This is a genomic window from Mesorhizobium sp. ESP-6-2, from assembly GCF_020164675.1.
Classification (GTDB): Bacteria; Pseudomonadota; Alphaproteobacteria; order Rhizobiales; family Rhizobiaceae; genus Mesorhizobium.
This window is the reverse complement of sequence record NZ_JAIUGT010000001.1, coordinates 297,319-322,414: the sequence shown is the minus strand read 5'-3', so window position 1 is coordinate 322,414 and position 25,096 is coordinate 297,319. Positions and strand designations below refer to the sequence as shown.

The following is a 25,096-nucleotide window of genomic DNA, read 5'->3' as shown; positions in this document are numbered from 1 at the left end:
CGCCCTGTGCCGCCACATGCAGGATTTAGGTAAGCGCTTGGTAAATGCCGCCCGAACGCAAGCATCGGCGTTTACCGATCATTTACCTTTCCATTCTTGAAAGCAAAGCAAAAACAATAATCTAGTCCCTCATGCGCGGCCGCTGACCGCGCCCGGCCGGAATCCTGCATCGATCCGGTTGCCCGGCGACGAGGCCGGGGCGAGCGGAGAGAGAACGATGCGGATTTTCGGGGGCCTTGTGGACGCGGCTGGCGATTTTGCCAGGCATCGCGGCGGGAATTTCGCCATCCTGTTCGGATTCGCCGCCTCGGTCCTGGCACTGGGCGTCGGCTTCGCCGTCAACATCACCCAGCTCTACAATGCCAAATCGAGTCTGCAGAGCGTGGTCGACGCCGCGGTGACGTCGACCGCGCGGGACCTGACGACCGGCGTCATCAAGGAAGCCGATGCCAACAAGTCGGTGCAGGCCTTCCTCGACGCCAACAGCACGGCCGGCATCCTGCAGGCTAACCAGATCGTGCTTGACAGGCTGACAGTCGACAGGACCGCCAGGACGGTGCAGGCGGACGCCCATGTCGACGTCGCCTTCTATTTCCCGCTGTTCGGCACGCGCGACATGCAGCGCGTTCCCGCCTCGACGACGGCGCTCTATTCCGACAAGCAGATCGAGGTGGCTATGATGCTCGACATCACGGGCTCGATGGCGAAGCGGGGCAAGGTCGACAAGATCGGCGATCTGAAAGCAGCTGCGAAAAACGCCGTCCGGACGATGCTCCAGAACCAGGATCCGAAGAACCCCCGCATCCGCGTCGCGATTGTGCCTTACGCATCCGGCGTGAATGCCGGCAAGCTGGCCGAAAACGTCTATGCCGAGAAGCCGGCGAGCTCTGAGCTGCCACCCGTGGCCGGCAGTTCGCTTCTTGTCGCCAAGACGGGCAAAAATTTGCTGCCGTCCTTCAGCGACTACATTTCCATTGTTGGCGCGGCGATGCCACGCCCCGATAATTGCGCCACGGAGCGCAAGGACAAAAATGGCGATGCGGATTTGACTGCCGACGGCCCAGATACGGTTCGCACGGACAAGAACGGCAAGAAGTACTACGCCCTGGTCAACCGGGATGATCATCTCGATGGCGGCGGAATGAACAAGTGCCCCGATGCGGAAGTGATCCCGCTGACCGCCGATTCCGGCGCATTGCTTGATTCGATCGACGACTTCCAGGCTGAGGGTTATACCGCCGGCGCGATCGCCATTCAGTGGACCTACTATATGCTGTCGCCGCAATGGCGCGCTGCGATCAAGAATGCCGGCCTCGGCAACGGCGCCTCGGACGTCAACGCGAAGAAGATCGCCAAGGTCGCGATCCTGATGACCGACGGCCAGTTCAATACCGCCTTCGCCGGTGCCGGGGGCCGCTACAACAGCCAGGGCAATCTTGCGCGCGGCAACGCCGAAACGCTGTGCGGCAACATGAAAAATGACGGCATCGAGATTTTCACCATCGGCTTCGACCTGAACAACAAGGACATGTCGGCACCCGAGCGGGATCAGGCAAAGGCGGTGCTGAAGGACTGTTCGTCGAAAGATGCCTCCACCGCTCAAAAACATTATTTCGAAGTGTCGACCGGGGTGGAATTGGACGCCGCCTTTCAGGAAATCATCCGCAACACCGAAAAGGTCGCGCTGACCCAGTAAGCCGCACAAGGAAAAGGCCGCCGCTTCTTTCGAAGCAGGCGGCCTTCCGTGTTTCCGTCCATGGCGCGGCTCCTGGCGGCAACCCGAGGGGTCGCCCGCCGCGCATCTCGCGCCTTAACGGGAAGACTGCTTCCCGAAAGTGCAATCCGCTGAGGCCACGTTCTGGAAAACGAAATCACTCGACATCGGATCACCTCCTTTCAGTTTGTTGAACATGCACTGATGATGGGGTGCGTTGCAGCAAAAGACAAGACGCCGGATGGAAAAAGACGTTTTCCCGGCTTGGCCGCGTCCTTTCGTGCAAGCGGGTTGCGGCCAGCGGTTCAAGCGGACAAGATCGGCCTACCGAATTCAGGGGGGACGGCATGGACGCTACCGAAAGAGCAGCACGCATCGTTCGCACGGTCGTCGAGGCGTTGAAGCCGGGCTTTGCCGTCAGGCTTTGGACCGGCGAGCGCATCGGTCCGGCCGGCGGCCCGGTGCTTGCCATCAACGACCAGGACATCGTCTGGCAACTGGCCCGCCGGCCAAATTTCTCGACGCTGGTCGAGATGTGGATTTCCAAGGCGGTGGATGTGGAGGAGGGGTCGCTGTTTGATCTCTATGCGCTGCCTTCGCAGGGCAAGCTGCGGTTCAACGCGCTGCCGAAGCTCGCGATCATGCGCGACCTGCCGGCCGTGCTGTTCTCGCGAAGGCAGATGACGCAACGCGCCGATCTCGCCGGGCAAAATCCCTTTGTCAGCGGCTCCAACAAGCAGGCGATCCAGCATCATTACGACATATCGAACGCCTTCTACGGGCTCTTCCTCGACGAGCGCATGGTCTACAGCTGCGGGTATTTCAAGGATTTCGCCAACGACATCGACCAGGCTCAGGCCGACAAGCTCGAGCATATCTGCCGCAAGCTCCGGCTGAAGCCCGGCGACCGCCTGCTCGATATCGGCTGCGGCTGGGGCGCGATGCTGATCCATGCGGTGAAGCATCATGGCGTCATCGGCCATGGCGTCTCGTTGTCGGAGGCCCAGACCGGGCTCGCGCGCGAGCGCATTCGGGCCGAGGGGCTGGAGGACCGGATCACCATCGAGATAAAATCCTATGCCGAGCTCACCGGAAGCTTCGACAAGATATCCTCGATCGGCATGTTCGAGCATCTGGGGCTGGCCAATCACGCCGCCTATTTCTCGACCGTCCATCGCCTGCTCAAGCCGGGCGGCATCTATCTGCATCATGCCATCACCAGGCGCAGCAAGGGCAGCATTAAAAAGACCTTGCGCAAGGGCTCGGAATACAAGGCGCTGATCAAATACATCTTCCCGGGTGGCGAGATCGACACGATCGGCATGACGTGCGGCAACCTGGAAGCACACGGCTTCCTCGTCCACGACGTCGAGAATCTACGCGAGCACTATGCCCGCACCTGCCGGCTGTGGGCAGAGCGCCTGCATGCGCGCTTCGACGAGGCCATCGCCGAGGTGGGAGAAGCCAAGGCGCGGCTGTGGCTGCTTTACCTGGCCGGCTGTTCGATCGCCTTCGATCGCGCCTCGGCGCAGATTTTCCAGACGGTCGCCACCAGGCGGACGCGGGGCCCGAGCGGCCTGCCGCCGACGCGGGCGGACCTTTACCGCTAGTCAGGCGAATCGCATCCCGTCGCCGACCTTGACTTTGGCCGCGCGGTCGACCGTGCAGTAGACGCCGAGATTGTGCGCGTTATGACGCACCAGATTGCGCAATATCGCCGGATCGTTGTCGAAACCGTCTTGGGCGATGATGGTGAAGCCGCAGCGGCGGCACGGCTCGGAGATGGTCAACAGCAGGTCGCCGACGGCCAGCTTCCTGCCGATCCATTCGGTTTCGGGAAACGAGCCTTCCACCGCCGCCATGTCGACGACGATGTTGGGGCGAAAGCGGCGCGGGTCGGGAGTGCCTTGCGGGTGCAGCGCCTTTAGGCGCGCCAGGGAGGCGGTGGTCAACAGATGGATCGGCGCCTTGCGGTAGCGCGCCTCGGTCAACGGGCCGGTATAGGCCGGCGGAGCGTTCTCCAGGCCGAACGGACGGATCGAGGCCGGAAAGCCTAGATAGTCGGAAACGGCACGGTCGCTTTCGGCGCCGGGCGCCGCCAGCCAATCTGCGCCGGGAATCGCGATCTCGAGCCTGCGGTCGCCCGTCAGCCGGGTGCGGATGCGCGGCACGTTGTGCCACTTCGGCTCGCGATCGGGACGGGCGATCTCATTGTCGGAGGCATCGACCAGGCCGAACATGCGGTCGCCTTCGATGCTCTCGGTGCCGACCGCGATCGTCTCCAGGCGTTCGCCGGCAAGCGAACTCGCCGGATAGCGCCAGAGTTCGGCAACGCTGCCTATCGCGGCCATGGCCGGCGTCAGCCTTTCTTGTTCTGGCGGTTGGCGACGAGGTCGTCGACGACGGCCGGATCGGCGAGCGTCGAGGTATCGCCAAGGGCGCCGAAATCGTCCTCGGCAATCTTGCGCAAGATGCGCCGCATGATCTTGCCCGAGCGGGTCTTGGGCAGGCCCGGTGCGAACTGGATCTTGTCGGGCGTGGCGATGGCGCCGATCTCCTTGCGGACATGGGCGAGGAGTTCCTTGCGCAAGTCCTCGCTCGGCGTCTCGCCGGCCATCAGCGTGACGTAGCAGTAGATGCCCTGGCCCTTGATTTCGTGGGGATAACCGACGACGGCGGCTTCCGAAACCTTGTCGTGGCTGACCAATGCGGATTCGACCTCGGCCGTGCCCATGCGGTGGCCGGAGACGTTGATGACGTCATCGACGCGGCCGGTGATCCAGTAATAGCCGTCGGCATCGCGGCGGCAGCCGTCGCCGGTGAAGTACTTGCCCTTGTAGGTCGAAAAATAGGTCTGCACGAAACGGTCGTGATCGCCATAGACGGTGCGCATCTGGCCGGGCCAGGACTCGGTGATGCACAGATTGCCGTCGGCCGCCCCTTCAAGCACCTTGCCCCCGCCGTCAACCAGTTGCGGCTTGACACCGAAGAAGGGCCGCGTGGCCGAGCCGGCCTTGAGGTCGGTGGCGCCCGGCAACGGCGTGATCATGATGCCGCCGGTCTCGGTCTGCCACCAGGTGTCGACGATCGGCACCTTGGCGTTGCCGACGACGTTGAAATACCACTCCCATGCCTCCGGATTGATCGGTTCGCCGACCGAGCCCAGCACGCGCAGCGATTTGCGCGACGCCTTTTTCACGTGGTTGTCGCCGGCGCCCATCAGGGCGCGCAGCGCCGTCGGCGCGGTGTAGAAGATGTTGACCTGGTGCTTGTCGATGACTTCCCAGAAGCGCGACTGCGAGGGGTAGTTGGGCACGCCCTCGAACATCAGCGTGGTGGCGCCGTTGGCGAGCGGCCCGTAGACGATGTAGCTGTGGCCGGTGACCCAGCCGACATCGGCGGTGCACCAGTAGATGTCGCCATCATGATAGTCGAAGACATATTGGTGCGTCATCGAGACGTAGACGAGATAACCCGCCGTGGTGTGCAGCACGCCTTTCGGCTTGCCGGTCGAACCCGACGTATAGAGGATGAACAGCGGGTCCTCCGCCTTCATCTTCTCCGGCTTGCACTCAGCCTTAACGGTCGCGGCCTCTTCGTGGTACCAGACGTCGCGACCCGGCGCCCAGCCGATCTTGCCGCCGGTGCGGCGGACCACCACCACCTTTTCGACCCTGGTGCCGGCTTTTGCCGCGATCTCGATTGCCTTGTCGGTGTTCTCCTTCAAGGGGATCGGCTTGCCGCCGCGCAGGCCCTCGTCAGCGGTGATGACGATGGTCGACTTGCAATCGTCGATGCGGCCGGCGAGCGCGTCAGGCGAGAAGCCGCCGAAGACGACCGAATGGATGGCGCCGATACGCGTGCAGGCGAGCATCGCATAGGCCGCCTCCGGGATCATCGGCATGTAGAGGGTCACGCGGTCGCCCTTCTTGACGCCGTGCTTCTTCAGCACGTTGGCGAAGCGGCAGACATGCGCATAGAGCTCATTGTAGGTGATCTTGCGGTCGTCGTAGGGGTTGTCGCCTTCCCAGATGATGGCGGTCTGCTCGCCGCGCTTCTTCAGGTGGCGGTCGATGCAGTTGTAGGAAACGTTGGTCTGGCCGTCCTCGAACCATTTGATCGAGACCTTGCCGTCGAAGGAGGCGTTCCTGACCTTGGAGAAGGGTTTGAACCAGTCGATGCGCTTGCCGTGCTTGCCCCAGAACCTGTCCGGATTCTTCACGCTGTCGGCGTACCATTTGAGATAGGTGTCGTTGTCGATCAGCGCATTCTTCTTCCAGGCCGGCTGAACGCGGTGGACATGAACCTCGGACATTCCTGCTTTTCCTCCCGAAACCGACGCCGGCTTGAAACGCCAGCGGGATCGCGGCGACGCGGCCGCGAATTCGCGCGCATTATTAACAGTTCCGCGATGACGGCAACATTAGACGTTGGGTTTGCGCGGCGGGATGCCGCACATGGGCCCGCGGCTGCTGTCAGCACTTGCACCGAACGGCTGCTAACTTCATGTTTTCGCGGGCTAAAGCCGGTTTCGATCAAGAAAAAATCAATAGACGGTTAAGCAACCGCGCGCACAATCGGTTGTTGGGAGGAAGGAGAATCAACCCGGGGAGCAAAAATGCGCGACCAGCTTGAAATGGACCTGATGCTGCGGGGCTATGGCCTGACCACGGCCAATATCCTTTATCATTTCCCAGACCATCCGCATCTCTTGCAGAGCTTCATATGGCAGGACTACGACATCGCGCCGAAGTTTCCGGTGCTGGTCCGCTTCATCGAGTTCTGGAAGACCAAGCTCGAGGGGCCGCTGCATTCGATCAGCTACACGCACCAGAAGCTGATCGCGCCCAACGAGTGGCGCAAGGTCGACGGCGAGTTCGTGCTGCATTAGGGGCGCTGCTTCGAGGTCGTGACATCGGCGCTCTACGGCGCTCCCCTCTGTCCTGCCGGACATCTCCCCCCCACATGGGGAGATCGGCAGCTTTGCTAACAGCGCTATCCCTTCACGTTGGAAATTGGCGAAAGCCGAGGTGACATCCAATCTTCCCCTTGTGGGGGAGATGTCCGGCAGGACAGAGGGGGGCGCTGCCCCGCTAACCTTCGGCTCTAGCGGTCGGACACGCTCAAACCGCTGGCGGGCTCAGCCGGGCAAAGCCCTCCTGGCGGCGATAGGGAAAATAAGGGTAGGGCGCGGTGACTTCGCTTGCCGCATCGAGTTTCCCGATCTGCTCCGGCGTCAGGGTCCAGCCGACGGCGCCCAGGTTCTGGCGCAACTGCTCCTCGTTGCGGGCGCCGATGATGACGGATGACACGGTCGGGCGCTGCAACAGCCAGTTGATGGCGATCTGCGGCACGGTCCTGCCTGTCTCCTGCGCCACCGCATCGAGGGCCTCCATGACCCGGTAGAGGTGCCCGTCCTCGACCGGCGGTCCGAAGCTCGCGGTGTCGTGCAGCCGGCTTTTGTCGGGCAATGGCTGGCCGCGACGGATCTTGCCGGTCAGGCGGCCCCAGCCGAGCGGGCTCCAGACCAGCGCGCCGACGCCCTGGTCGAGGCCGAGCGGCATCAGCTCCCATTCATAGTCGCGACCGACCAGCGAATAGTAGACCTGATGCGCGACATAGCGCGGATAGCCGTGCCTGTCGGCCAGCCCGAGCGACTTCATCACCTGCCAGCCGGAGAAATTGGAGACGCCGACATAGCGCAATTTGCCGGCGCGCACGAGGCCGTCCAGCGTCGACAGCACTTCCTCGATCGGCGTGCCGGCATCGAAGGCATGCAGCTGCAACAGGTCGATGTAATCGGTGCCGAGCCGCTTCAGCGCGGCGTCGACGGCCTTGATCAGCCGCGAACGCGAGGAGCCATAGTCGGCCGGCCCGTCGCCCATCGGCAGCGAGGTCTTGGTCGAGATCAGCACGCCATCGCGCCGGCCCTTGATCGCCTCGCCGAGCACGTCTTCCGAGGCGCCGTTCGAATAGACATCGGCGGTGTCGAATAGATTGACGCCGGCCTCAAGGCAGATGTCGACCAGCCGCCGCGCTTCCCTGGCGTCGCTGTTGCCCCACGCGCCGAACAGCGGGCCGGAACCGCCGAAGGTTCCCGCTCCGAACGACAGCACCGGCACTTTCAGGCCCGATGCGCCAAGATTTCGATAATCCATTTTCTTACTCCTGATGGTTTGGAAAGAAGTCGAATCGATCCGGCTTTGCCGGCGAGCTTCACGACCGGACGCAGACAGGCGCGCCGAGCGCGGTGCCGCGGTCGAGACGCAGGGCCAGTCCCCCCACGGCGAGTGCCGCGACCGGCAGCAGCGCGGCGACCCAGGTGAGCGAACCCAGGCCAAGACCTTGGGCGATGACCACGCCGCCGAGCCAGGCGCCGGTGGCATTGCCGAGGTTGAAGGCGGCGATGTTGAAGGACGAGGCGAGGCTCTGGCCAGCACCTTGTGCCTTTTCCAGCACCCACATCTGCAAAGGCGCCACAGTGGCGAAAGCGGCGGCGCCCAGCAGGCCGACATAGATCACGGCAAACACCTGGCTGTGGATAGCGACGCTCATGGTCGCCAGCACCAGGGCGAGCACCACGAGACTGCCGAGCACCGCCGGCACCAGCCAGCGGTCGGCGATCTTGCCGCCGGCGATATTGCCGGCGATGAGGCCGCCGCCGAAGACGAGCAGGATCGGCGAAACGGCCGCTTCCCTGAAGCCGCTGATCTCGGTCAGCAACGGCGCGATGTAGGTGAAGACGGCGAAGACGCCGGCATAGCCGAGAACGGTGATGGCGAAGCCGAGCAGAACCGGCGTGCGGCGCAGCACGGCGAGATCGGCGCGCAGGTCGCTCTTCTCGGGAGTTGCTTGGCTGCGCGGCACCAGTGCCAGGATGACGGCAAAGGCCGCGAGACCGACCGCGGTCACGGCCCAGAAGGTGGCGCGCCAGCCGAAGGCCTGGCCGAGCCAAGTGCCAAAGGGAACGCCGAGAATGTTGGCGATGGTCAAGCCGGTGAACATGAGCGCGATCGCCGACGCCTTCTTGTTGGGCGCGACCAGTCCGGTGGCGACCACCGAGCCGACGCCGAAGAAGGTGCCATGGGCAAAGGCGGTGATGACGCGCGCGCCCATCAGCGTCCAATAATCAGGCGCCAGCGCACAGGCCAGATTGCCAAGGGTGAAGATCGCCATCAGCGCCAGAAGCACCGTCTTGCGCGGCCAGTTGCCGGTGGCGATCGTCAGCAGAGGTGCTCCGATGACGACGCCCAGCGCATAGCCGGAAATCAGTTGGCCGGCGGCCGAGATCGAGACGCCGAGATCTTTGCTGACGTCGATGAGCAGGCCCATGATGACGAATTCGGTGACGCCGATGCCGAAGGCGCCGGCGGCGAGAGCATAGAGAGCGAGAGGCATGATGTTTCCACTTCGGCGGTGACGGGCGCGCTGTCCAGGCCGCGCCCCGACCGGGAAGATCGTGTGGCCATGCGATGTGAACCAGACTTGCTCCAGGCATACTTTCTGTGAAATAGATTCACAGATGGCGAGATCCGACATCAACCGTTCCGGCGAGATCGAAGTGTTTGTGCGCGTCGTCGAGGCGGGCAGCTTTTCGGCGGCGGCACGTGCCTTGCGCATGACTCCGTCTGCGGTGAGCAAATTGATCGCGCGGCTGGAGGCCAGGCTCGGCGCGCGGCTGGTCAGCCGCTCGACGCGCAAGCTGCAACTGACGCCGGAAGGCACTGCTTTCTACGACAGCGGCATGCGCATCCTCGCCGACTTGGACGCAGCCGAGCGCGAGGCGGCCGCCGGGGCGGCGCCGCGCGGCCGGTTGAGGGTCAACAGCTACGTGCCGTTCGGCCACCACCGGCTGATGTCGTTGCTGCCTCGGTTTCTCGAACGTTATCCCGAGATTTCCGTCGACGCCGTGCTGACAGACAGCGTGATCGACCTTCTGGAGGAGCGCGCCGATGTGGCGATACGCGCCGGACCCTTGCGCGAGTCACGGCTGGTGGCGCGCAAACTGGGGCAGAGCCGGATGGTGCTGGTAGCAGCACCATCCTATGTCGAAGCGCGTGGGACGCCGCGCACGCTGACCGATCTCGGACGTCACAATATGCTGGCCTTCGGCTTTGCGCGGCATATAGACGGCTGGCCTTTTGTCGAGGCGGCAGGTGCGCCGGTCATCGTCCCGGTTGTCGGAAACGCAACGCTGACCGACGGCGAGGCGATGCGGCGGATGGCGCTGGCGGGAGGCGGAATCGCTCGGCTGGCGCGCTGGCATGTCCAGCCGGACATCGACGCGGGGGCATTCGTCCCGTTGCTGGAGGAATTCAACCCAGGCGACGAGGAGGCCACCCATGCCGTCTATGTCGGCCAAGGCAAGCATCTGCCTGCGCGGGTGCGGGCCTTTCTCGATTTTCTCTCGGAGGTCGTTCGCCTCTAACTCTTTGTTTTGACGCGATTCTGGACAGAAAAACCGCACACACTTTTCTTGGAATTGCTCTAACCGAGAAGCCGCGTACCTAAGGCACGCGGCTTCGAAGCAGGCTCGAAAACGATCAGGCCTTCGGCACGAACGGCACCGGACGCCGGCCGGCGGCCTGCCGCTCCAGCATCCAGCCAGGATATTCGGCCGGCAGCGCGCTCACCTCGTCCAGTCTGGCAAGATCATCGGTATCAAGTTTGAGGTTCGTGGCGGCAAGATTCTGTTCGAGCTGATCCATGCGGCTGGCGCCGATGATCACGCTCATCACGAAGGGCTTGGCCAGGACATAGCCGAGCGCCACGGTGGCGACGCTGACGTCATGCTTTTTGGCGATCTCGCGCATGACCGCGACCGCCGCCCAGGCGCGGTCCTCGTTGACCGGTGGGAAGTTGAAGGAGGCGCGGCGGCCCTCGCCATTGCCTGGCGCGCCGGGGCCGTATTTTCCGGACAGCAGGCCGCCGGCCATTGGCGACCAGACCATAAGACCGAGCTTCTCTTCGTTGATCAGCGGTACGATCTCGCGCTCGAGATCACGACCGGCGATCGAGTAATAGGACTGGATGGTTTCAAAACGGGCAAAGCCCTTGCGGTCGGCTATGCCGAGCGCCTTGGCGATGCGCCAGGCCTGCCAGTTGGAGACGCCGACATAGCGGACCTTGCCGCTGGCAACGAGATCGTCCAGTGCCCGCAACGTTTCGTCGATTGGCGTCACCGCGTCGGTTCCGTGCAGCTGATAGAGATCGATATGATCGAGCTGCAGCCGTTCCAGGCTGGCATCAACCGAATCCATGATGTGGCCGCGCGAGGAGCCGCGCTGGTTCGGGCCTTCGCCCATGGCGCCGTGAACCTTGGTGGCGATGACCACGCTCGACCTGGCAACGCCGAGGTCCCTGAGCGACTGGCCGAGCAGGCGCTCGGATTCGCCGAAGGAATAGACATCGGCCGTGTCGAAGAAATTGACCCCGGCGGCGAGCGAGCGGCCGACGATCTCGTTGACGCCTTTCTGGTCGAGGCTGGCGATCAGGCCCCATTGGGCATTCTGGCCGGCCGCGCCGAAGGTCATGGTGCCGAGGCAGAGTTCGGAGACGAACAGGCCGGTATTTCCGAGCTGGTTGTAGCGCATGGCGAAAGCTCCAGAGATTTGTGATGACACAAAACAAATAGGAACGGTACGTTTCGTTTCCAGCACTGGCATAATCAGCCAGTTGAACTGGACCACTCTTGCCGGTGATAGGAACTATCGGAGAATGGACCGCTCGGATCATTGGGTTCGGGCGGCGATTGACCTCCTCGACAAATTCGTCATCCCAGACGGGGCCGGAGAGAAGATATTGCGGTTTGCGGCCCCTTTTTCGCGCGACTGTCTTACCAGCTTCGAGAGATTGTTTCTTGCGTCCCGCAAGTGCCTGTTCAAGAAGACTCCTCGCTTAATTCGCAAGATGTGTTCAGTCCGTCTGTGTATCATAGGCTTAGTACTCACAGACGACAGGACCACCCCACGGCGGCCGGTGTTTATCGACTGCCGAAGATCGCCGAACCAACCCTGACACTGGTGGCGCCGAAGGCTATAGCCGTCTCGTAATCGCCGGACATGCCCATCGACAGTTTGGCGACGCCTGCCTCCCGCGCCAATTTTTCCAGCAGGGCGAAATGCGGGCCGGGGTTCTCGTCCGCCGGCGGAATGCACATCAGGCCTCCGATGGCGAGGCCGTGGACATCGCGGCAGCGGGCGACGAAGGTCATGGCCTCGCGCGGCTCGATGCCGGCCTTCTGCGGCTCGGAGCCGGTGTTGACCTGGACGTAGAGTTTCGGTGCCCGGCCTTGCCGGGCGATCTCCTTGGCGAGTTCGGCGGCAATCTTCTCGCGATCGACCGTCTCGATGACGTCGAACAGCGCCACGGCTTCCCTGGCCTTGTTCGATTGCAGCGGTCCGATCAGATGCAGTTCGACATCGGGGAAAGCCTCTTTCAGCGCTGGCCACTTGCCTTGCGCTTCCTGCACGCGGTTCTCGCCGAAGACGCGCTGGCCGGCCTCGATGACGGGCCTGATGTCGGCGGCGTCAAAGGTCTTGGAAACGGCGACCAGCGTCACTGCGCCAGCCTCGCGCTCGGCGGCGGCGATCTTCGCCTTGACCGCGAAAAACTGCTGAACGGCATCGCCCATGTCCAAATCCCGCTGTTTTGACCGCGTTTTTTCCAGACGCGATACCCATATGGTTGACGGGTTTGCCAAACCATGGTGAACACCCGGACCACATCCAATGGACTGCCGAGCTGTCGCCCGCAGTCCGCATGCTTTTTAAGTGAAAAACGTCCCATGGCAACCGAACGATACAATCCGCGCGCGTCAGAGCCCAAATGGCAGAAGGCTTGGGCCGACAGGAAGCTTTTCGAGGCGCACAACGATGATCCGCGCCCGAAATACTACGTGCTGGAGATGTTCCCCTATCCATCGGGACGCATCCATATCGGCCATACGCGCAACTATACGATGGGCGATGTGGTGGCGCGCTACAAGCGGGCCAAGGGTTTCAACGTGCTGCATCCGATGGGCTGGGACGCTTTCGGCATGCCGGCCGAGAACGCGGCGATGCAGAACAAGGTCCATCCCAAGGAATGGACCTATCAGAATATCGCCACCATGCGCGAGCAGCTCAAGGTCATGGGCCTGTCGCTGGACTGGGCGCGCGAATTCGCGACCTGCGATGTCGACTACTACCATCGCCAGCAGATGCTGTTCCTCGACTTTGTCGAGAAGGGCCTGGTGACGCGCAAATCCTCGAAGGTCAATTGGGATCCGGAGGACATGACGGTGCTCGCCAACGAGCAGGTCATAGACGGGCGCGGCTGGCGCTCGGGCGCGCTGGTCGAACAGCGCGAGCTGACGCAATGGTTCTTCAGGATCACCGATTTTGCGCAGGATCTCCTGGATTCGCTCGATCGCCTCGACGAATGGCCCGAGAAGGTCAAGCTGATGCAGCACAATTGGATCGGCCGTTCGGAAGGCCTGCTGATCCGTTGGCCGCTGGCGGCTCCCGTCGCCGGCGAGCAGGAGCTGGAAGTCTATACGACCAGGCCCGACACCATCTTCGGCGCCTCCTTCATGGCGGTCGCCGCCGACCATCCGCTGGCCAGGAAGGCCGCCGAGACCAATCCGGCGCTGGCGAGCTTCATCGACGAGGTCCGCCATATGGGCACTTCGGTGGCGGCGCTGGAGACGGCCGAGAAGAAGGGCTTCGACACCGGCATCCGTGTCGTGCATCCGTTCGACGAGAACTGGACGCTGCCGGTCTACGTCGCCAATTTCGTGCTGATGGACTACGGCACCGGCGCCATCTTCGGCTGCCCGTCCGGCGACCAGCGCGACCTCGACTTCGCCAACAAATACGGCCTGCCGGTGATCCCGGTGGTGATGCCGGAAGGGGCTGATCCCAAGACCTTCCAGGTCATCGAGGAAGCCTATGTCGACGATGGCGTGATGATCAATTCGCGTTTCCTCGACGGCATGAAGCCGGCTCGCGCTTTCGACGAGGTGGCGAAGCTATTGGAGCAGAAGACGATCGGCAACCGGCCGATGGCCGAGCGCAAGGTCAACTTCCGCCTACGCGACTGGGGCATTTCGCGCCAGCGCTACTGGGGCTGCCCGATTCCGATGATCCATTGCGAGGATTGCGGCGTGGTGCCGGTGCCGAAGGCAGACCTGCCGGTGAAGCTGCCCGACGATGTCGAGTTCGACCGCCCAGGCAACCCGCTGGACCGCCACCCGACCTGGCGGCATGTCAAATGCCCGCAATGCGGCAAGGACGCGCGGCGCGAAACCGACACGATGGACACGTTCGTCGATTCGTCCTGGTATTTCGCCCGCTTCACCGCGCCCTGGGCGAACGAGCCGACCGACCCGAAGGCGGCGAACGAGTGGCTGGCCGTCGACCAGTATATTGGCGGCATCGAGCACGCGATCCTGCATCTGCTCTATTCGCGCTTCTTCACCCGGGCCATGCGCGAGACCGGCCATCTCGATCTGGCCGAGCCGTTCAAGGGCCTGTTCACGCAAGGCATGGTGGTGCACGAGACTTATCGCGTGGGATCGGCATCGAACGGCCGCTGGCTGGCGCCCACCGAGGTGCGGCTGGAGGACGTCGACGGCAAGCGCCGCGCCATCGAGATCGCCACGGGCGAGACGGCGGAGATCGGCTCCCTGGAAAAGATGTCGAAGTCGAAGAAGAACACGGTTAGCCCGGAAGACATCACCGACGGCTACGGCGCCGACACCGCACGCTGGTTCATGCTGTCGGATTCACCGCCCGAACGCGACGTCGAATGGACCGACGATGGCGCCGCCGGCGCGCATCGCTTCATGCAGCGCATCTGGCGCCTGGTCTCGACCGCGGCCGAATCGCTGGCCGGCAGCGCACCCATAGGGGGCGGTGGCGGTGAAGCCGGGGCGGTTTCCAAGGCCACGCACAAGATCCTGAAAGCGGTCGGCGAGGACATCGAGAAACTCGCATTCAACCGCGCCATCGCCCGCATCTACGAACTCGCCAACGTGCTGACCACGCCGCTCAACGACGTGGCCGAAGGCAAGGCCGATGCCGCGCTCAAAGGCGCCTGCCGGGAGGCCGTGGAGGTGCTCGTGCACCTGATCGCGCCGATCATGCCGCATCTGGCCGAGGAATGCTGGGAGGCGCTCGGCGGCGCCGATCTGGTCGCCGAACGGCCGTGGCCGATCTTCGATCCGGCGCTGGTCGTCGACAATGAGGTCACCTATCCGATCCAGGTCAACGGTAAGAAGCGCGGGGATTTGACAATTGCCCGCGACGCGGACCAAGGTGCGGTCGAAAAAGCCGTGCTCGCTCTCGACTTCGTGCAGAAGGCGCTCGAAGGCAAGGCTCCGCGCAAGGTGATCATCGTGCCGCAGAGGATCGTCAATGTCGTTGCCTGATCGGGAAAAGACAGAGCTGAGCCGTTTGCTGCGCCGTGCCGCGCTTGCCGCCCTTGTCGGCTCGCTTGCGCTCGTTTCGGCGTGCCAGGTGCGGCCGCTCTACTCGAGCGCGCCGCTGTCGACCGGCTCGAGCGCCAATGCCGAACTGGCATCGATCGCCGTCAAGCCGGTCAGGACGCGTTACGGCCAGCAAGTGCGCAACAACCTGATCTTCGGATTTGGGCGCGGCGCCGGCGAACCGGCCTCGCCGGCCTACTCGCTCGATCTCGGCGTGACCGAAGCCGTTGAATCCTCGGCGCTCGTGCAGGTCGGAACCGATCAGGACGAGCCGACCGCCGGTTCGGTGACGCTGACCGCCGGCTACACGCTGACCGATGCCAAAACCGGCGCGGTGATCGCGACCGGCAGGCGGGCGATCACTTCGTCCTTCGACAGGCCGCGCCAGGAATTCGCCGCGTACCGGGCACAGATCGATGCCGAGAACCGCGCCGCGCGCGAGCTTGCCAACGCGCTGCAACTGTCCATAGCCCAGGATCTCGCACGGCACGGCAAGACGGCCGGTTAGCGCCGCTCTTCGTTTCACGGTAACATCGCAATCTGGTGCCTGGGCCGCCTTTGCCACGTCCCCCGAGCCAAATCTCCGCTCGGCTTTGGTCAAGGCGCGCGGGTGAGTGCACGATCGTGGGATGACGATCAGCCGCACGGATCCGAACGTCCGACACCGCTGCGAAAGTCACGCTTCGCCGCTCCGGAGGGGCCGACGGGAAGCAACTGTTAACCACTCGCTCTCTATTGCTCAGCAGACATTTCAGCGTGAGTCTTGAGCATGGAATCCAAGCGTTTTCCTCGGGTCAGTTCATTGAAGGCAGCGTCGCCCGATGACCCCGGGATGAAGCGTTTCAGGGGTGTGGACAACAAGGCTGACAGCCAGCGAGCAGGAGCCGGCCATTCCCCATCCCCTGTTGATCTCGGCGGCAACGAAAGCCCTGCCTGGCAAGAGTATTTCTTCCTGGCGCCCAATGTGCGGTTTACGCGCACGCCAGACTATGAAACCAGCACGCGCCGTCCGCGGGACGAGGCGATTGCCGTCGAGCAAAGCGAATCACCAGCACCGCAGGCGCACGGCCAATCCACCGCGGCTGGGACGTCTTCATCGGCGCCGATACCAAGCCGAAATCTTTCTTCAGGCGCCGCCAGGCCGCCCCTGGGCAACAGAGCCGTGGTGCAACCGGCCCCGGCGCCGGTTCCGTCAGGGCATGCCGGCGAAAACGTGCGGGCCGCCGCTACGCCTGCGGGCAACAGGATGAGTGCGGGGCGGGCGTCCGCACCGGCAGCGTCCGCCCAAGCAGCGACAGCCCCGGTCAAGACGACGGGCCGTGAAAATGTGCGCTGGCCCTATCTGTCGGATCACGTCTTTTTCGAGGTCATGGCGCCCTATTTGGTCGAAGGCCCGTCACCCGCGCCGCGGGCCGTTCCGGTTGCGCGCACGACCGCGCCTGTGGTCACCGAGCGGATCGACAACCGCCCCGCGCCAACGGCCGATCCGACCGCGCTGTTCCGTGTCATTGAATGCCTTCCCGGGTCGCCAGCTTCGTCCGTCGCGCCGGATGTCCGTCCGGCCAACTCCAACCAGGCCGCGGTTCAGCCAGAGGCGAACCGCGTGCCGCAGCAAGCCCGGGCGAAGGCCACAATTCCCGCCGTCGCAAGCAATGCCGTTCCGGCACAGGTCACGCAAAGTCTGGAGCAAGCCGTCCCGGCTCCGGCCGCGCGCGCATCGTCGCGAGCACCACTGGTCGGCAGGATCGTGCCGACCGCGACGGGCGAGGCGTACGAACTTCCCTCGGAAGAATTGTTGCAGCAGCCGCCGGAGGGACAAGGCTTCTACATGTCGCAGGAGCGGCTCGAGCAGAATGCCGACCTTCTGGAAAGCGTGCTCGAGGATTTCGGCGTGCGCGGCGAGATCATCCATGTTCGGCCCGGCCCGGTCGTCACCCTCTACGAATTCGAACCGGCGCCGGGCGTGAAATCCTCGCGCGTCATCGGTCTTGCCGACGACATCGCCCGCTCCATGTCGGCGATCTCGGCGCGCGTTGCCGTCGTGCCTGGGCGCAACGTCATCGGCATCGAGCTTCCGAACGAGGCGCGCGAAACCGTCTATTTCCGCGAGCTGATCGAATCGGAGGGCTTCCGCAAGACCGGCTGCAAGCTGGCGCTCTGCCTCGGCAAGACGATCGGCGGTGAGCCTGTGATCGCCGAGTTGGCGAAGATGCCCCACTTGCTGGTTGCCGGCACCACCGGTTCCGGCAAGTCGGTTGCCATCAACACGATGATCCTGTCGCTGCTCTACCGGCTGAAACCGGAGGAATGCCGGCTGATCATGGTCGATCCCAAGATGCTAGAACTCTCCGTCTATGACGGCATCCCGCATCTTCTGACGCCCGTCGTCACCGATCCAAAAAAGGCCGTCACCGCGCTCAAATGGGCGGTGCGGGAGATGGAGGACCGCTATCGCAAGATGGCGCGGCTCGGCGTGCGCAATATCGACGGCTACAATCAACGCGCCGCCGCTGGCCGCGAAAACGGCGAGACGGTCGTCATGACCGTGCAGGCGGGCTTCGAAAAAGGCACCGGCGAGCCGCTCTTCGAGCAGCAGGAAATCGACCTCGCGCCAATGCCCTATATCGTCGTCATCGTCGACGAGATGGCCGACTTGATGATGGTCGCCGGCAAGGAGATCGAAGGCGCCATCCAGCGCCTGGCGCAGATGGCGCGCGCGGCCGGCATCCACCTGATCATGGCGACGCAGCGTCCCTCGGTCGATGTCATCACGGGCACGATCAAGGCCAATTTTCCGACCCGGATTTCCTTCCAGGTCACCTCCAAGATCGACAGCCGCACCATCCTTGGCGAGCAGGGCGCCGAGCAGCTGCTCGGCCAGGGCGACATGCTGCATATGATGGGTGGCGGGCGCATCGCCCGCGTGCACGGCCCCTTCGTTTCCGACGTGGAGGTCGAGCATGTCGTGGCGCATCTGAAGGCGCAGGGTCGCCCCGAATACCTGGAAACCGTGACGGCCGACGAGGATGAAGAGGAAGACGACGGCGATGAGGGCGCGGTCTTCGACAAGGGCGCCGTTGCGGCGGAGGACGGCGATTCCAGCTATGACGAGGCGGTCAAGGTGGTGTTGCGCGACAAGAAATGTTCGACGTCCTACATTCAGCGCCGCCTCGGCATCGGTTATAACCGCGCCGCCTCCCTGGTCGAGCGCATGGAGAAGGAAGGTCTGGTCGGCGCACCGAACCATGTCGGCAAGCGCGAGATCATCATGGGCCGGCGCCCGCCAACCGCGCCTGGCGAGGACGGCACGGACTGACCGGCTCGCTGGCTTCGATCCGCAGCGCAGAAAAAAGGCCGGGGTGCCCGGCCTTTTTCGTATCGGAGATAGGTTCGCTCAGCCGATCTTCTGGCCGGTCTTGGCCCAGTCGGCGAGGAAGGCGGCAAGGCCCTTGTCGGTCAGCGGATGGTTGACCAGCGCCTTCAGTGTCGCGGGCGGCGCGGTGACGACGTCGGCGCCGATGAGCGCCGCCTGCTTGACGTGGTTCACGGTGCGCACGGAAGCGGTCAGGATCTCGGTCTGGAAATCGTAATTGTCGTAGATCTGGCGGATCTCCTGGATCACTTCCATGCCGTCGGAGCCGGTATCGTCGACGCGGCCGACGAAGGGCGAGATGAAGGAGGCGCCTGCCTTGGCGGCGAGCAGCGCCTGGTTGGCCGAGAAGCACAGCGTGACATTGACCATGCGGCTCATCTCGGTGCGGATCGTCTTGCAGGCCTTCAGTCCGTCCAGTGTCAACGGCACCTTGATGGCGACATTCGGCGCGATCTTGGCCAGCACCTCGGCCTCGGCCATCATCTGCTTGTATTCGGTCGCCACGACTTCGGCCGAAACCGGACCTTCGACGATGTCGCAGATCTGCTTGGTGACCTCGGAGATCTTGCCGCCCGATTTGAGAATCAGCGACGGGTTGGTGGTGACGCCGTCGAGCAGCCCCAGATCGATCAGTTCGCGGATTTCCTTGATGTCGGCGGTGTCGGCAAAAAATTTCATGGCGGTCTCCTGACGATTTCCTCGTGCTTGGGAAAGCACGTTCAGCGTTGCCCTTTGATCTAGAGCAAAGTCGGGGCAAGGTCACGCCTCATGATCGAAGATTCGCCCTTTGTCGCAGCCGCACCGGTGCTGGTGCCGATGCCGGCCGAACGCCCCTACACCTATGCCGTGCCCGCCGGCATGCGGGTGGTGCCGGGCTCGATCGTGCGCGTGCCGCTCGGGCCTCGCCAGGTCGCCGGCATCGTCTGGGACGGCGCGGTCGAGACGGTCGACGCGAAAAAGCTGCGCCCGATCGAACAGGTCTTCGACTGCCCGCCGATCGATCGGGCGATGCGCCGTTTCGTCGACTGGGTAGCGCAGTATACGCTGTCGGCGCCGGGCATGGTGGCGCGCATGCTGCTGAGGGCGCCGGAGGCTTTCGATCCGGAACCTTGGATCGAGGGGTTGCAGCGAACCGCGGCGGTTCCGGACCGGATGACGGATGCGCGGGCCCGCGTGCTGGAGACGGCCGACGGCGGACTGGCCTGGACGCGATCCGGTCTGGCCCATGCGGCCGGCGTGTCGTCGACGGTAATCGAAGGGCTGAAGGCGCAAGGCGTGTTCGAAACGGTGATGATCCCGCCGCGGCCCGTGGTGGCGGAGCCTGACCCAGCCTACGCCACGCCGGAATTGATGCCCGACCAGAACGAAGCCGCACGGCTGCTGCGCGCCAATGTCGCGGGCGGCGGCTTCAACGTCGCACTGCTCGACGGCGTCACCGGTTCGGGCAAGACGGAGGTTTATTTCGAAGCGGTGGCGGCGGCACTCGACCGGGGCAAGCAGGTGCTGATCCTGCTGCCTGAAATCGCATTGACCCATGCTTTCCTGGAACGGTTTCAGCAGCGTTTTGGCGCCAAACCCGCCGAATGGCACTCCGACCTGCCGCCGAGGATGCGCGAACGCGTCTGGCGGCAGGTGGCGGAAGGCGGCGTGCGGGTCGTGGCCGGCGCACGCTCGGCGCTGTTCCTGCCGTTCAAGGAGCTTGGCCTGATCGTCGTCGACGAGGAGCACGACCCCGCCTACAAGCAGGAAGACCGCGTCTTCTACAATGCCCGCGACATGGCTGTCGTGCGCGGCCATATAGGCGGCTTCCCTGTGGTGCTGGCATCGGCGACGCCATCGGTCGAGAGCCGCGTCAATGCCAGCCAGGGCCGCTACGCCAGGGCGGTGCTGTCCGCCCGCTTCGCCGAGGCGGCACTTCCCGATCTGAAAGCGATCGACATGCGGCGCGCGCCGCCGGCGCGCGGCGGCTTCCTGTCGCCGGTGCTGATCGACCACATGCGCCGGACGCTGGAGAGGAAGGAACAGTCGCTCTTGTTCCTCAACCGGCGCGGCTATGCGCCGCTGACGCTGTGCCGCGTCTGCGGCCACCGCTTCGGTTGCCCGGTCTGCTCGGCCTGGCTGGTCGAGCACCGCTTTCGCGGCCAGCTCGTCTGCCACCATTGCGGGCACAATGAGCGCCGTCCGGAAGCCTGTCCGGAATGCGGCACGCTCGATCATCTGGTCGCCTGCGGGCCGGGCGTCGAGCGCATCGCCGAGGAAGTCGTCACGCATTTCCCGGATGCGCGCACCATCGTCTTGTCGTCGGATCTGATGGGCGGCGTGCGGCGGCTGCGGCTGGAGCTGGAAGCCATCGCCAATGGCGAGGCCGACATCGTCATCGGCACGCAGCTCGTCGCCAAGGGTCACAATTTCCCCAACATGACCTTGGTTGGTGTCGTCGACGCCGATCTCGGCCTTGCCAATGGCGACCCGCGCGCCGCCGAGCGCACTTTCCAGCTGCTCAGCCAGGTGACCGGCCGCGCCGGGCGCACCGGCAAGAAGAGCCTCGGCCTGCTGCAGACCTTCCAGCCCGACCATCCGGTGATGCGGGCGATCGTCTCCGGCGATGCCGACGCTTTCTACGAGCGCGAGATTTCCGAGCGCGAGCGGGCGGCTCTGCCGCCCTTCGGCCGGCTGGCCGGCGTCATCGTAAGCGCGGTGACGCGGGCGGAAGCCGAGGGTCATGCACGCGGCCTGCGCCGTGCCGCGCCCGAGGCATCCGACCTGTTCGTGCTCGGGCCGGCCGAAGCGCCGCTGTCCCTGCTCGGCGGCCGTCACCGCTTCCGCTTGCTGATCCAGGGCGAGCGCCGCGCCGACATGCAAGGGTTTATCCGAACCATGCTGGCCAACGGGCCAAAGCAACGCGGCTCGGTGCGGGTGCAGGTCGATATCGACCCGCAGAGCTTTTTGTAAAACGGGATCTCAACCATGGCCGCCGCTGCGAGAGAAAAGGAGATCACATGAAAACTCTTGGGTTGCTCGGCGGCATGAGCTGGGAATCGACCGACATCTATTATCGCCTGCTCAACGAGATCGTGCGCGAGCGTCTCGGCGGACTGCATTCGGCGAAATTGCTGCTGTGGTCGTTCGACTTCGCCGAGATCGCCGAGCGCCAGCACCAGGGGGATTGGGACGGCGCCGGCGTGCTTTTGGTCGATGCCGCGCGCAAGCTCGAGTCAGCCGGCGCGGAAGGCCTGCTTTTGTGCACCAACACCATGCACAAGCTGGCCGACCAGGTGCAGGCCCCGGTGTCGATCCCGCTGATCCACATCGCCGACGCCACCGCGGCCGCGATCAAGGCAGCCGGCATGCGGCGCCCGGCGCTGCTGGCAACGCGGTTCACCATGGAGCAGGATTTCTATAAGGACCGGCTTGTCGACAAATATGGATTGCAGCCGATCGTGCCGGACCGGGCAGGGCGCGACATGGTCCATCGCATCATCTATGACGAGCTCTGCCAGGGCATCGTCGCCGAGGCATCGAAAGCCGCCTATATCGCCGAGATCAGCCGCCTGCGGCGCGAAGAAAATATCGACAGCGTGATCATGGGCTGCACCGAAATCACCATGCTGATCGGCCAGCAGGATTTCGACATTCCGGCCTTCGACACCACGCGCATCCATGCCGAAGCGGCTATCGCCTTCGCGCTCTCTTGATGCGTTTGGCCTAAAGTGCCGGCCGCCATCTGGCGCGCGGCTTTTCCTCCGTTAGAATACCCGCGATTTCAGAGCGGCATTTACGAGGGGACACTATGGATTTTGCGTTTCCGTGGCCGGTGAGCCAGGGGGAATGGCTGGCCTGGTCGAGCGCCGTCGTCACGGTGCTGCTCGGCCTGGTGCTTTTCCTGGCGCCGGGGCTTGCCTTCCGCATCCTGCGCTTGCAGGTCAAGCCGGAGAAGGCAGCGGCGATCGCCGAAGGGCGCGGCCGCATGTCGGGCTTCTATCTCGGCGTCGGCCTGTGCTGCATCCTGCTGGCGCAGCCGCTGATCTACATGGCGCTCGGCTTCTCCTGGCTGTTCACCGCCTTCGGCCGGTTGCTGTCGATGATGTCGGATGGCGCCAACACGCCCTTCAACTGGGTTTCCATCGTCGTGGAACTGGCGCTGGCGGCGTTGCCGCTTGCCTTTGCCTTCGGCTTCCTGCCGTGAATCCACAGGCAATCCAGGGACTTCGTCCCCGGATGCGACAATAGTGCCTGAAAACCATGCGGAACGACGCATTGCGGTCTTAAAAGGCCTGTGCTAGACGGCAATCGACTTTCGGCCGGGGATAGCGGAAGCCGCGCCTCCGTGCTTGAAAAAATGCAGTAAGGTCAAAGATTTAGCCAGAGTTTTCGCTCGCGCCAACAATCTGCGGCCTGTCAGACAAGAGAAAAGACGGTCCGTGGCCCAATCGTCATCGCCAATCTCAGGTGTCGCAGAACGCTATGCGGGTTCGCTGTTCGAACTGGCATCGCAGGCGAATTCCGTCGCCAAGGTCGAAGCCGACCTCAACAGTTTCGAGGCGATGCTCGCGGGCAGCGCCGACTTGACCCGGCTGATCAACAGCCCGGTGTTCTCCAGCGAGGACCAGGCCAAGGCCATCGCGGCCATCGCCGACAAGGCCGGGATCACCGGCCTGACCGGCAATTTCCTGCGCGTCGTCGCCAAGAACCGCCGGCTGTTCGCCGTGCCCGGCATGATCAAGGCATTCCGGCAGATCGCCGCCGAACATCGCGGCGAGACGGCCGCCGAGGTAACGTCGGCACATCAACTGACCGCTGCCCAGCAGACCGAACTCAAGGCGGCGCTGAAGAGTGTTGCCGGCAAGGACGTTTCCATCTCCGTCACCGTCGATCCGTCGCTGCTCGGCGGGCTGGTGGTCAGGATGGGCTCGCGCCAGATCGATACGTCGCTCAAAACCAAACTCAATTCGCTCAAGCTTGCACTGAAAGAGGTCGGCTGATGGACATCCGCGCCGCGGAAATTTCCGCAATTCTGAAAGACCAGATCAAGAATTTCGGCAAGGAGGCCGAGGTCTCCGAAGTCGGACAGGTGCTGTCCGTCGGTGACGGTATCGCCCGCGTCTACGGTCTCGACAATGTCCAGGCCGGCGAGATGGTCGAATTCCCCGGCGGCATCCGCGGCATGGCGCTCAACCTCGAAGCCGACAATGTCGGCGTCGTCATCTTCGGCGCCGACCGCGACATCAAGGAAGGCGACACCGTCAAGCGCACCGGCGCCATCGTCGACGTTCCGGTCGGTCCGGGCCTGCTCGGCCGCGTCGTCGATGCGCTCGGCAATCCGATCGACGGCAAGGGCCCGATCAAGGCGACCGAACGCAAGCGCGTCGACGTCAAGGCGCCTGGCATCATTCCGCGCAAGTCGGTGCATGAGCCGATGTCGACGGGCCTCAAGGCCATCGACGCGCTGATCCCGGTTGGCCGCGGCCAGCGCGAGCTGGTCATCGGCGACCGCCAGACCGGCAAGACCGCCATCATCCTCGACACGATGCTCAACCAGAAATCGGTGCACGACAACGGCCCCGAGAAGGAAAAGCTCTACTGCGTCTACGTCGCCGTCGGCCAGAAGCGCTCGACCGTGGCGCAGTTCGTCAAGGTGCTGGAAGAGCGCGGCGCGCTCGAATATTCGATCATCATCGCCGCCACCGCTTCCGATCCGGCGCCGATGCAGTTCCTGGCGCCGTTCGCCGGCTGCACCATGGGCGAGTATTTCCGCGACAACGGCATGCATGCGCTGATCAGCTACGACGATCTGTCGAAGCAGGCCGTCGCCTATCGCCAGATGTCGCTGCTCTTGCGCCGCCCGCCGGGCCGCGAAGCCTATCCGGGCGACGTCTTCTACCTGCATTCGCGCCTGCTCGAGCGCGCCGCCAAGCTCAATGACGACATGGGCAACGGTTCGCTGACGGCGCTGCCGGTCATCGAAACGCAGGCCAATGACGTGTCGGCCTATATCCCGACCAACGTGATCTCGATCACCGACGGCCAGATCTTCCTCGAAACCAACCTGTTCTTCCAGGGCATCCGTCCGGCGGTCAATGTGGGCCTGTCGGTGTCGCGCGTCGGCTCCTCGGCGCAGATCAAGGCGATGAAGCAGGTTGCCGGCTCGATCAAGGGCGAGCTCGCGCAGTACCGCGAAATGGCGGCCTTCGCGCAGTTCGGCTCGGATCTCGACGCCGCCACGCAGCGCCTGCTCAACCGCGGTTCGCGTCTGACCGAGCTCCTGAAGCAGCCGCAGTTCTCGCCGCTGAAGACGGAAGAGCAGGTCGCGGTGATCTTCGCCGGCGTCAACGGCTATCTCGACAAGCTGCCGGTCAACCAGGTCGGCAAGTTCGAGCATGGCCTGCTCAGCCACATGCGTTCGGCCGGCAAGGACGTCCTCGATGCCATCCGCAAGGAAAAGGCGCTGTCGGACGATCTGCGCGGCAAGCTGAAGGCCGAGATCGACGCTTTCGCCAAGACCTTCGCCTGAGCGAAGCGCCAGGCCGGATGAGACAAGACG

General features: G+C 64.0%; 19 protein-coding genes. 12 read left to right on the top strand and 7 right to left on the bottom strand.

Annotation, left to right across the window (positions count from 1 at the left end; all coding sequences use genetic code 11):
* Positions 1 to 217 precede the first annotated feature (217 nt).
* Together LB532_RS01600 and LB532_RS01595 are read left to right on the top strand one after the other, a co-directional pair.
* Positions 218 to 1,696 (top strand): TadE/TadG family type IV pilus assembly protein, encoded by a 1,479-nt coding sequence (locus LB532_RS01600; RefSeq protein WP_140641130.1) that lies wholly within the window; start codon positions 218 to 220, stop codon positions 1,694 to 1,696.
* A 365-nt stretch (positions 1,697 to 2,061) separates the two neighbouring features.
* Positions 2,062 to 3,324, top strand: coding sequence for an SAM-dependent methyltransferase (locus LB532_RS01595; RefSeq protein ID WP_140641132.1), 1,263 nt, complete (start codon positions 2,062 to 2,064; stop codon positions 3,322 to 3,324).
* Here the strand turns inward: LB532_RS01595 and LB532_RS01590 are convergent, their stop codons facing one another.
* Entirely contained in the window at positions 3,325 to 4,065 is a 741-nt protein-coding gene (locus tag LB532_RS01590; protein WP_140641134.1) for an MOSC domain-containing protein, read from the bottom strand.
* 8 nt (positions 4,066 to 4,073) lie between these two features.
* Positions 4,074 to 6,029, bottom strand: coding sequence for an acetate--CoA ligase (acs, locus tag LB532_RS01585; protein ID WP_140641136.1), 1,956 nt, complete (start codon positions 6,027 to 6,029; stop codon positions 4,074 to 4,076).
* 303 nt (positions 6,030 to 6,332) lie between these two features.
* On the opposite strand from acs, the gene LB532_RS01580 reads away from it, so the two are divergent.
* A complete protein-coding gene (locus tag LB532_RS01580) occupies positions 6,333 to 6,605 on the top strand; it encodes an usg protein (RefSeq protein ID WP_140641138.1) in 273 nt (90 codons plus the stop codon).
* A 232-nt stretch (positions 6,606 to 6,837) separates the two neighbouring features.
* Here the strand turns inward: LB532_RS01580 and LB532_RS01575 are convergent, their stop codons facing one another.
* Complete coding sequence (locus LB532_RS01575) at positions 6,838 to 7,872, bottom strand: aldo/keto reductase (protein ID WP_140641140.1); 1,035 nt, start codon at positions 7,870 to 7,872, stop codon at positions 6,838 to 6,840.
* Positions 7,873 to 7,930: 58 nt separating this feature from the next.
* Complete coding sequence (locus tag LB532_RS01570) at positions 7,931 to 9,112, bottom strand: MFS transporter (RefSeq protein ID WP_224556310.1); 1,182 nt, start codon at positions 9,110 to 9,112, stop codon at positions 7,931 to 7,933.
* Between the two features lie 124 nt (positions 9,113 to 9,236).
* On the opposite strand from LB532_RS01570, the gene LB532_RS01565 reads away from it, so the two are divergent.
* Positions 9,237 to 10,142: a LysR family transcriptional regulator gene (locus LB532_RS01565; protein WP_140641160.1), complete on the top strand. Its 906-nt coding sequence runs from the start codon at positions 9,237 to 9,239 to the stop codon at positions 10,140 to 10,142.
* A gap of 115 nt (positions 10,143 to 10,257) precedes the next feature.
* Here the strand turns inward: LB532_RS01565 and LB532_RS01560 are convergent, their stop codons facing one another.
* Positions 10,258 to 11,307, bottom strand: coding sequence for an aldo/keto reductase (locus tag LB532_RS01560; protein WP_140641162.1), 1,050 nt, complete (start codon positions 11,305 to 11,307; stop codon positions 10,258 to 10,260).
* Positions 11,308 to 11,696: 389 nt separating this feature from the next.
* Entirely contained in the window at positions 11,697 to 12,347 is a 651-nt protein-coding gene (locus LB532_RS01555) for a YggS family pyridoxal phosphate-dependent enzyme (protein ID WP_140641164.1), read from the bottom strand.
* 153 nt (positions 12,348 to 12,500) lie between these two features.
* Between LB532_RS01555 and leuS the strand changes: the two genes are divergently transcribed.
* The 3 genes from leuS to LB532_RS01540 all read left to right on the top strand — a co-directional run bounded on the left by leuS (position 12,501) and on the right by LB532_RS01540 (position 18,498).
* Positions 12,501 to 15,125, top strand: a complete 2,625-nt coding sequence (leuS, locus tag LB532_RS01550; RefSeq protein WP_140641166.1) for a leucine--tRNA ligase — start codon at positions 12,501 to 12,503, stop codon at positions 15,123 to 15,125.
* The gene (lptE, locus tag LB532_RS01545; RefSeq protein WP_140641168.1) at positions 15,112 to 15,690 is read left to right on the top strand and encodes an LPS assembly lipoprotein LptE; all 579 of its coding nucleotides are present in this window, start codon (positions 15,112 to 15,114) and stop codon (positions 15,688 to 15,690) included. Before leuS ends, lptE begins: the two co-directional genes overlap by 14 nt.
* 261 nt (positions 15,691 to 15,951) lie before the next feature.
* Entirely contained in the window at positions 15,952 to 18,498 is a 2,547-nt protein-coding gene (locus tag LB532_RS01540) for a DNA translocase FtsK (RefSeq protein ID WP_140641170.1), read from the top strand.
* Positions 18,499 to 18,576: 78 nt separating this feature from the next.
* Here LB532_RS01540 and fsa read toward each other — a convergent pair whose 3' ends face one another.
* Complete coding sequence (fsa, locus tag LB532_RS01535) at positions 18,577 to 19,233, bottom strand: fructose-6-phosphate aldolase (RefSeq protein ID WP_140641172.1); 657 nt, start codon at positions 19,231 to 19,233, stop codon at positions 18,577 to 18,579.
* Positions 19,234 to 19,323: 90 nt separating this feature from the next.
* Between fsa and LB532_RS01530 the strand changes: the two genes are divergently transcribed.
* The 5 genes from LB532_RS01530 to atpA all read left to right on the top strand — a co-directional run bounded on the left by LB532_RS01530 (position 19,324) and on the right by atpA (position 25,066).
* Entirely contained in the window at positions 19,324 to 21,507 is a 2,184-nt protein-coding gene (locus tag LB532_RS01530) for a primosomal protein N' (protein ID WP_140641174.1), read from the top strand.
* Positions 21,508 to 21,554: 47 nt separating this feature from the next.
* On the top strand, positions 21,555 to 22,250 hold the full coding sequence (locus LB532_RS01525) for an aspartate/glutamate racemase family protein (RefSeq protein ID WP_140641176.1): 696 nt from the start codon (positions 21,555 to 21,557) through the stop codon (positions 22,248 to 22,250).
* 95 nt (positions 22,251 to 22,345) lie between these two features.
* The gene (locus tag LB532_RS01520; protein ID WP_140518245.1) at positions 22,346 to 22,741 is read left to right on the top strand and encodes a DUF4345 family protein; all 396 of its coding nucleotides are present in this window, start codon (positions 22,346 to 22,348) and stop codon (positions 22,739 to 22,741) included.
* A gap of 235 nt (positions 22,742 to 22,976) precedes the next feature.
* Positions 22,977 to 23,537 carry a F0F1 ATP synthase subunit delta gene (locus LB532_RS01515; RefSeq protein WP_140641178.1) on the top strand — a complete coding sequence of 187 codons (561 nt, stop codon included), beginning with the start codon at positions 22,977 to 22,979 and terminating at the stop codon, positions 23,535 to 23,537.
* Positions 23,537 to 25,066 carry a F0F1 ATP synthase subunit alpha gene (gene atpA, locus LB532_RS01510; RefSeq protein WP_140550779.1) on the top strand — a complete coding sequence of 510 codons (1,530 nt, stop codon included), beginning with the start codon at positions 23,537 to 23,539 and terminating at the stop codon, positions 25,064 to 25,066. The genes LB532_RS01515 and atpA overlap by 1 nt, the downstream gene beginning before the upstream one ends.
* The last annotated feature ends 30 nt before the right edge of the window (positions 25,067 to 25,096 follow it).

Excerpts from the sequence above, each read along its gene's own strand:
- LB532_RS01540 (WP_140641170.1), top strand. The coding sequence starts at position 15,952 with ATGGAATCCAAGCGTTTTCCTCGGGTCAGTTCATTGAAGGCAGCGTCG.
- LB532_RS01575 (WP_140641140.1), bottom strand. The coding sequence starts at position 7,872 with ATGGATTATCGAAATCTTGGCGCATCGGGCCTGAAAGTGCCGGTGCTG.
- LB532_RS01565 (WP_140641160.1), top strand. The coding sequence starts at position 9,237 with ATGGCGAGATCCGACATCAACCGTTCCGGCGAGATCGAAGTGTTTGTG.
- LB532_RS01520 (WP_140518245.1), top strand. The coding sequence starts at position 22,346 with ATGGATTTTGCGTTTCCGTGGCCGGTGAGCCAGGGGGAATGGCTGGCC.
- atpA (WP_140550779.1), top strand. The coding sequence starts at position 23,537 with ATGGACATCCGCGCCGCGGAAATTTCCGCAATTCTGAAAGACCAGATC.
- LB532_RS01570 (WP_224556310.1), bottom strand. The coding sequence starts at position 9,112 with ATGCCTCTCGCTCTCTATGCTCTCGCCGCCGGCGCCTTCGGCATCGGC.
- LB532_RS01530 (WP_140641174.1), top strand. The coding sequence starts at position 19,324 with ATGATCGAAGATTCGCCCTTTGTCGCAGCCGCACCGGTGCTGGTGCCG.
- LB532_RS01555 (WP_140641164.1), bottom strand. The coding sequence starts at position 12,347 with ATGGGCGATGCCGTTCAGCAGTTTTTCGCGGTCAAGGCGAAGATCGCC.
- leuS (WP_140641166.1), top strand. The coding sequence starts at position 12,501 with ATGGCAACCGAACGATACAATCCGCGCGCGTCAGAGCCCAAATGGCAG.
- LB532_RS01525 (WP_140641176.1), top strand. The coding sequence starts at position 21,555 with ATGAAAACTCTTGGGTTGCTCGGCGGCATGAGCTGGGAATCGACCGAC.
- lptE (WP_140641168.1), top strand. The coding sequence starts at position 15,112 with ATGTCGTTGCCTGATCGGGAAAAGACAGAGCTGAGCCGTTTGCTGCGC.
- LB532_RS01600 (WP_140641130.1), top strand. The coding sequence starts at position 218 with ATGCGGATTTTCGGGGGCCTTGTGGACGCGGCTGGCGATTTTGCCAGG.
- LB532_RS01590 (WP_140641134.1), bottom strand. The coding sequence starts at position 4,065 with ATGGCCGCGATAGGCAGCGTTGCCGAACTCTGGCGCTATCCGGCGAGT.
- acs (WP_140641136.1), bottom strand. The coding sequence starts at position 6,029 with ATGTCCGAGGTTCATGTCCACCGCGTTCAGCCGGCCTGGAAGAAGAAT.
- fsa (WP_140641172.1), bottom strand. The coding sequence starts at position 19,233 with ATGAAATTTTTTGCCGACACCGCCGACATCAAGGAAATCCGCGAACTG.
- LB532_RS01595 (WP_140641132.1), top strand. The coding sequence starts at position 2,062 with ATGGACGCTACCGAAAGAGCAGCACGCATCGTTCGCACGGTCGTCGAG.
- LB532_RS01560 (WP_140641162.1), bottom strand. The coding sequence starts at position 11,307 with ATGCGCTACAACCAGCTCGGAAATACCGGCCTGTTCGTCTCCGAACTC.
- LB532_RS01580 (WP_140641138.1), top strand. The coding sequence starts at position 6,333 with ATGCGCGACCAGCTTGAAATGGACCTGATGCTGCGGGGCTATGGCCTG.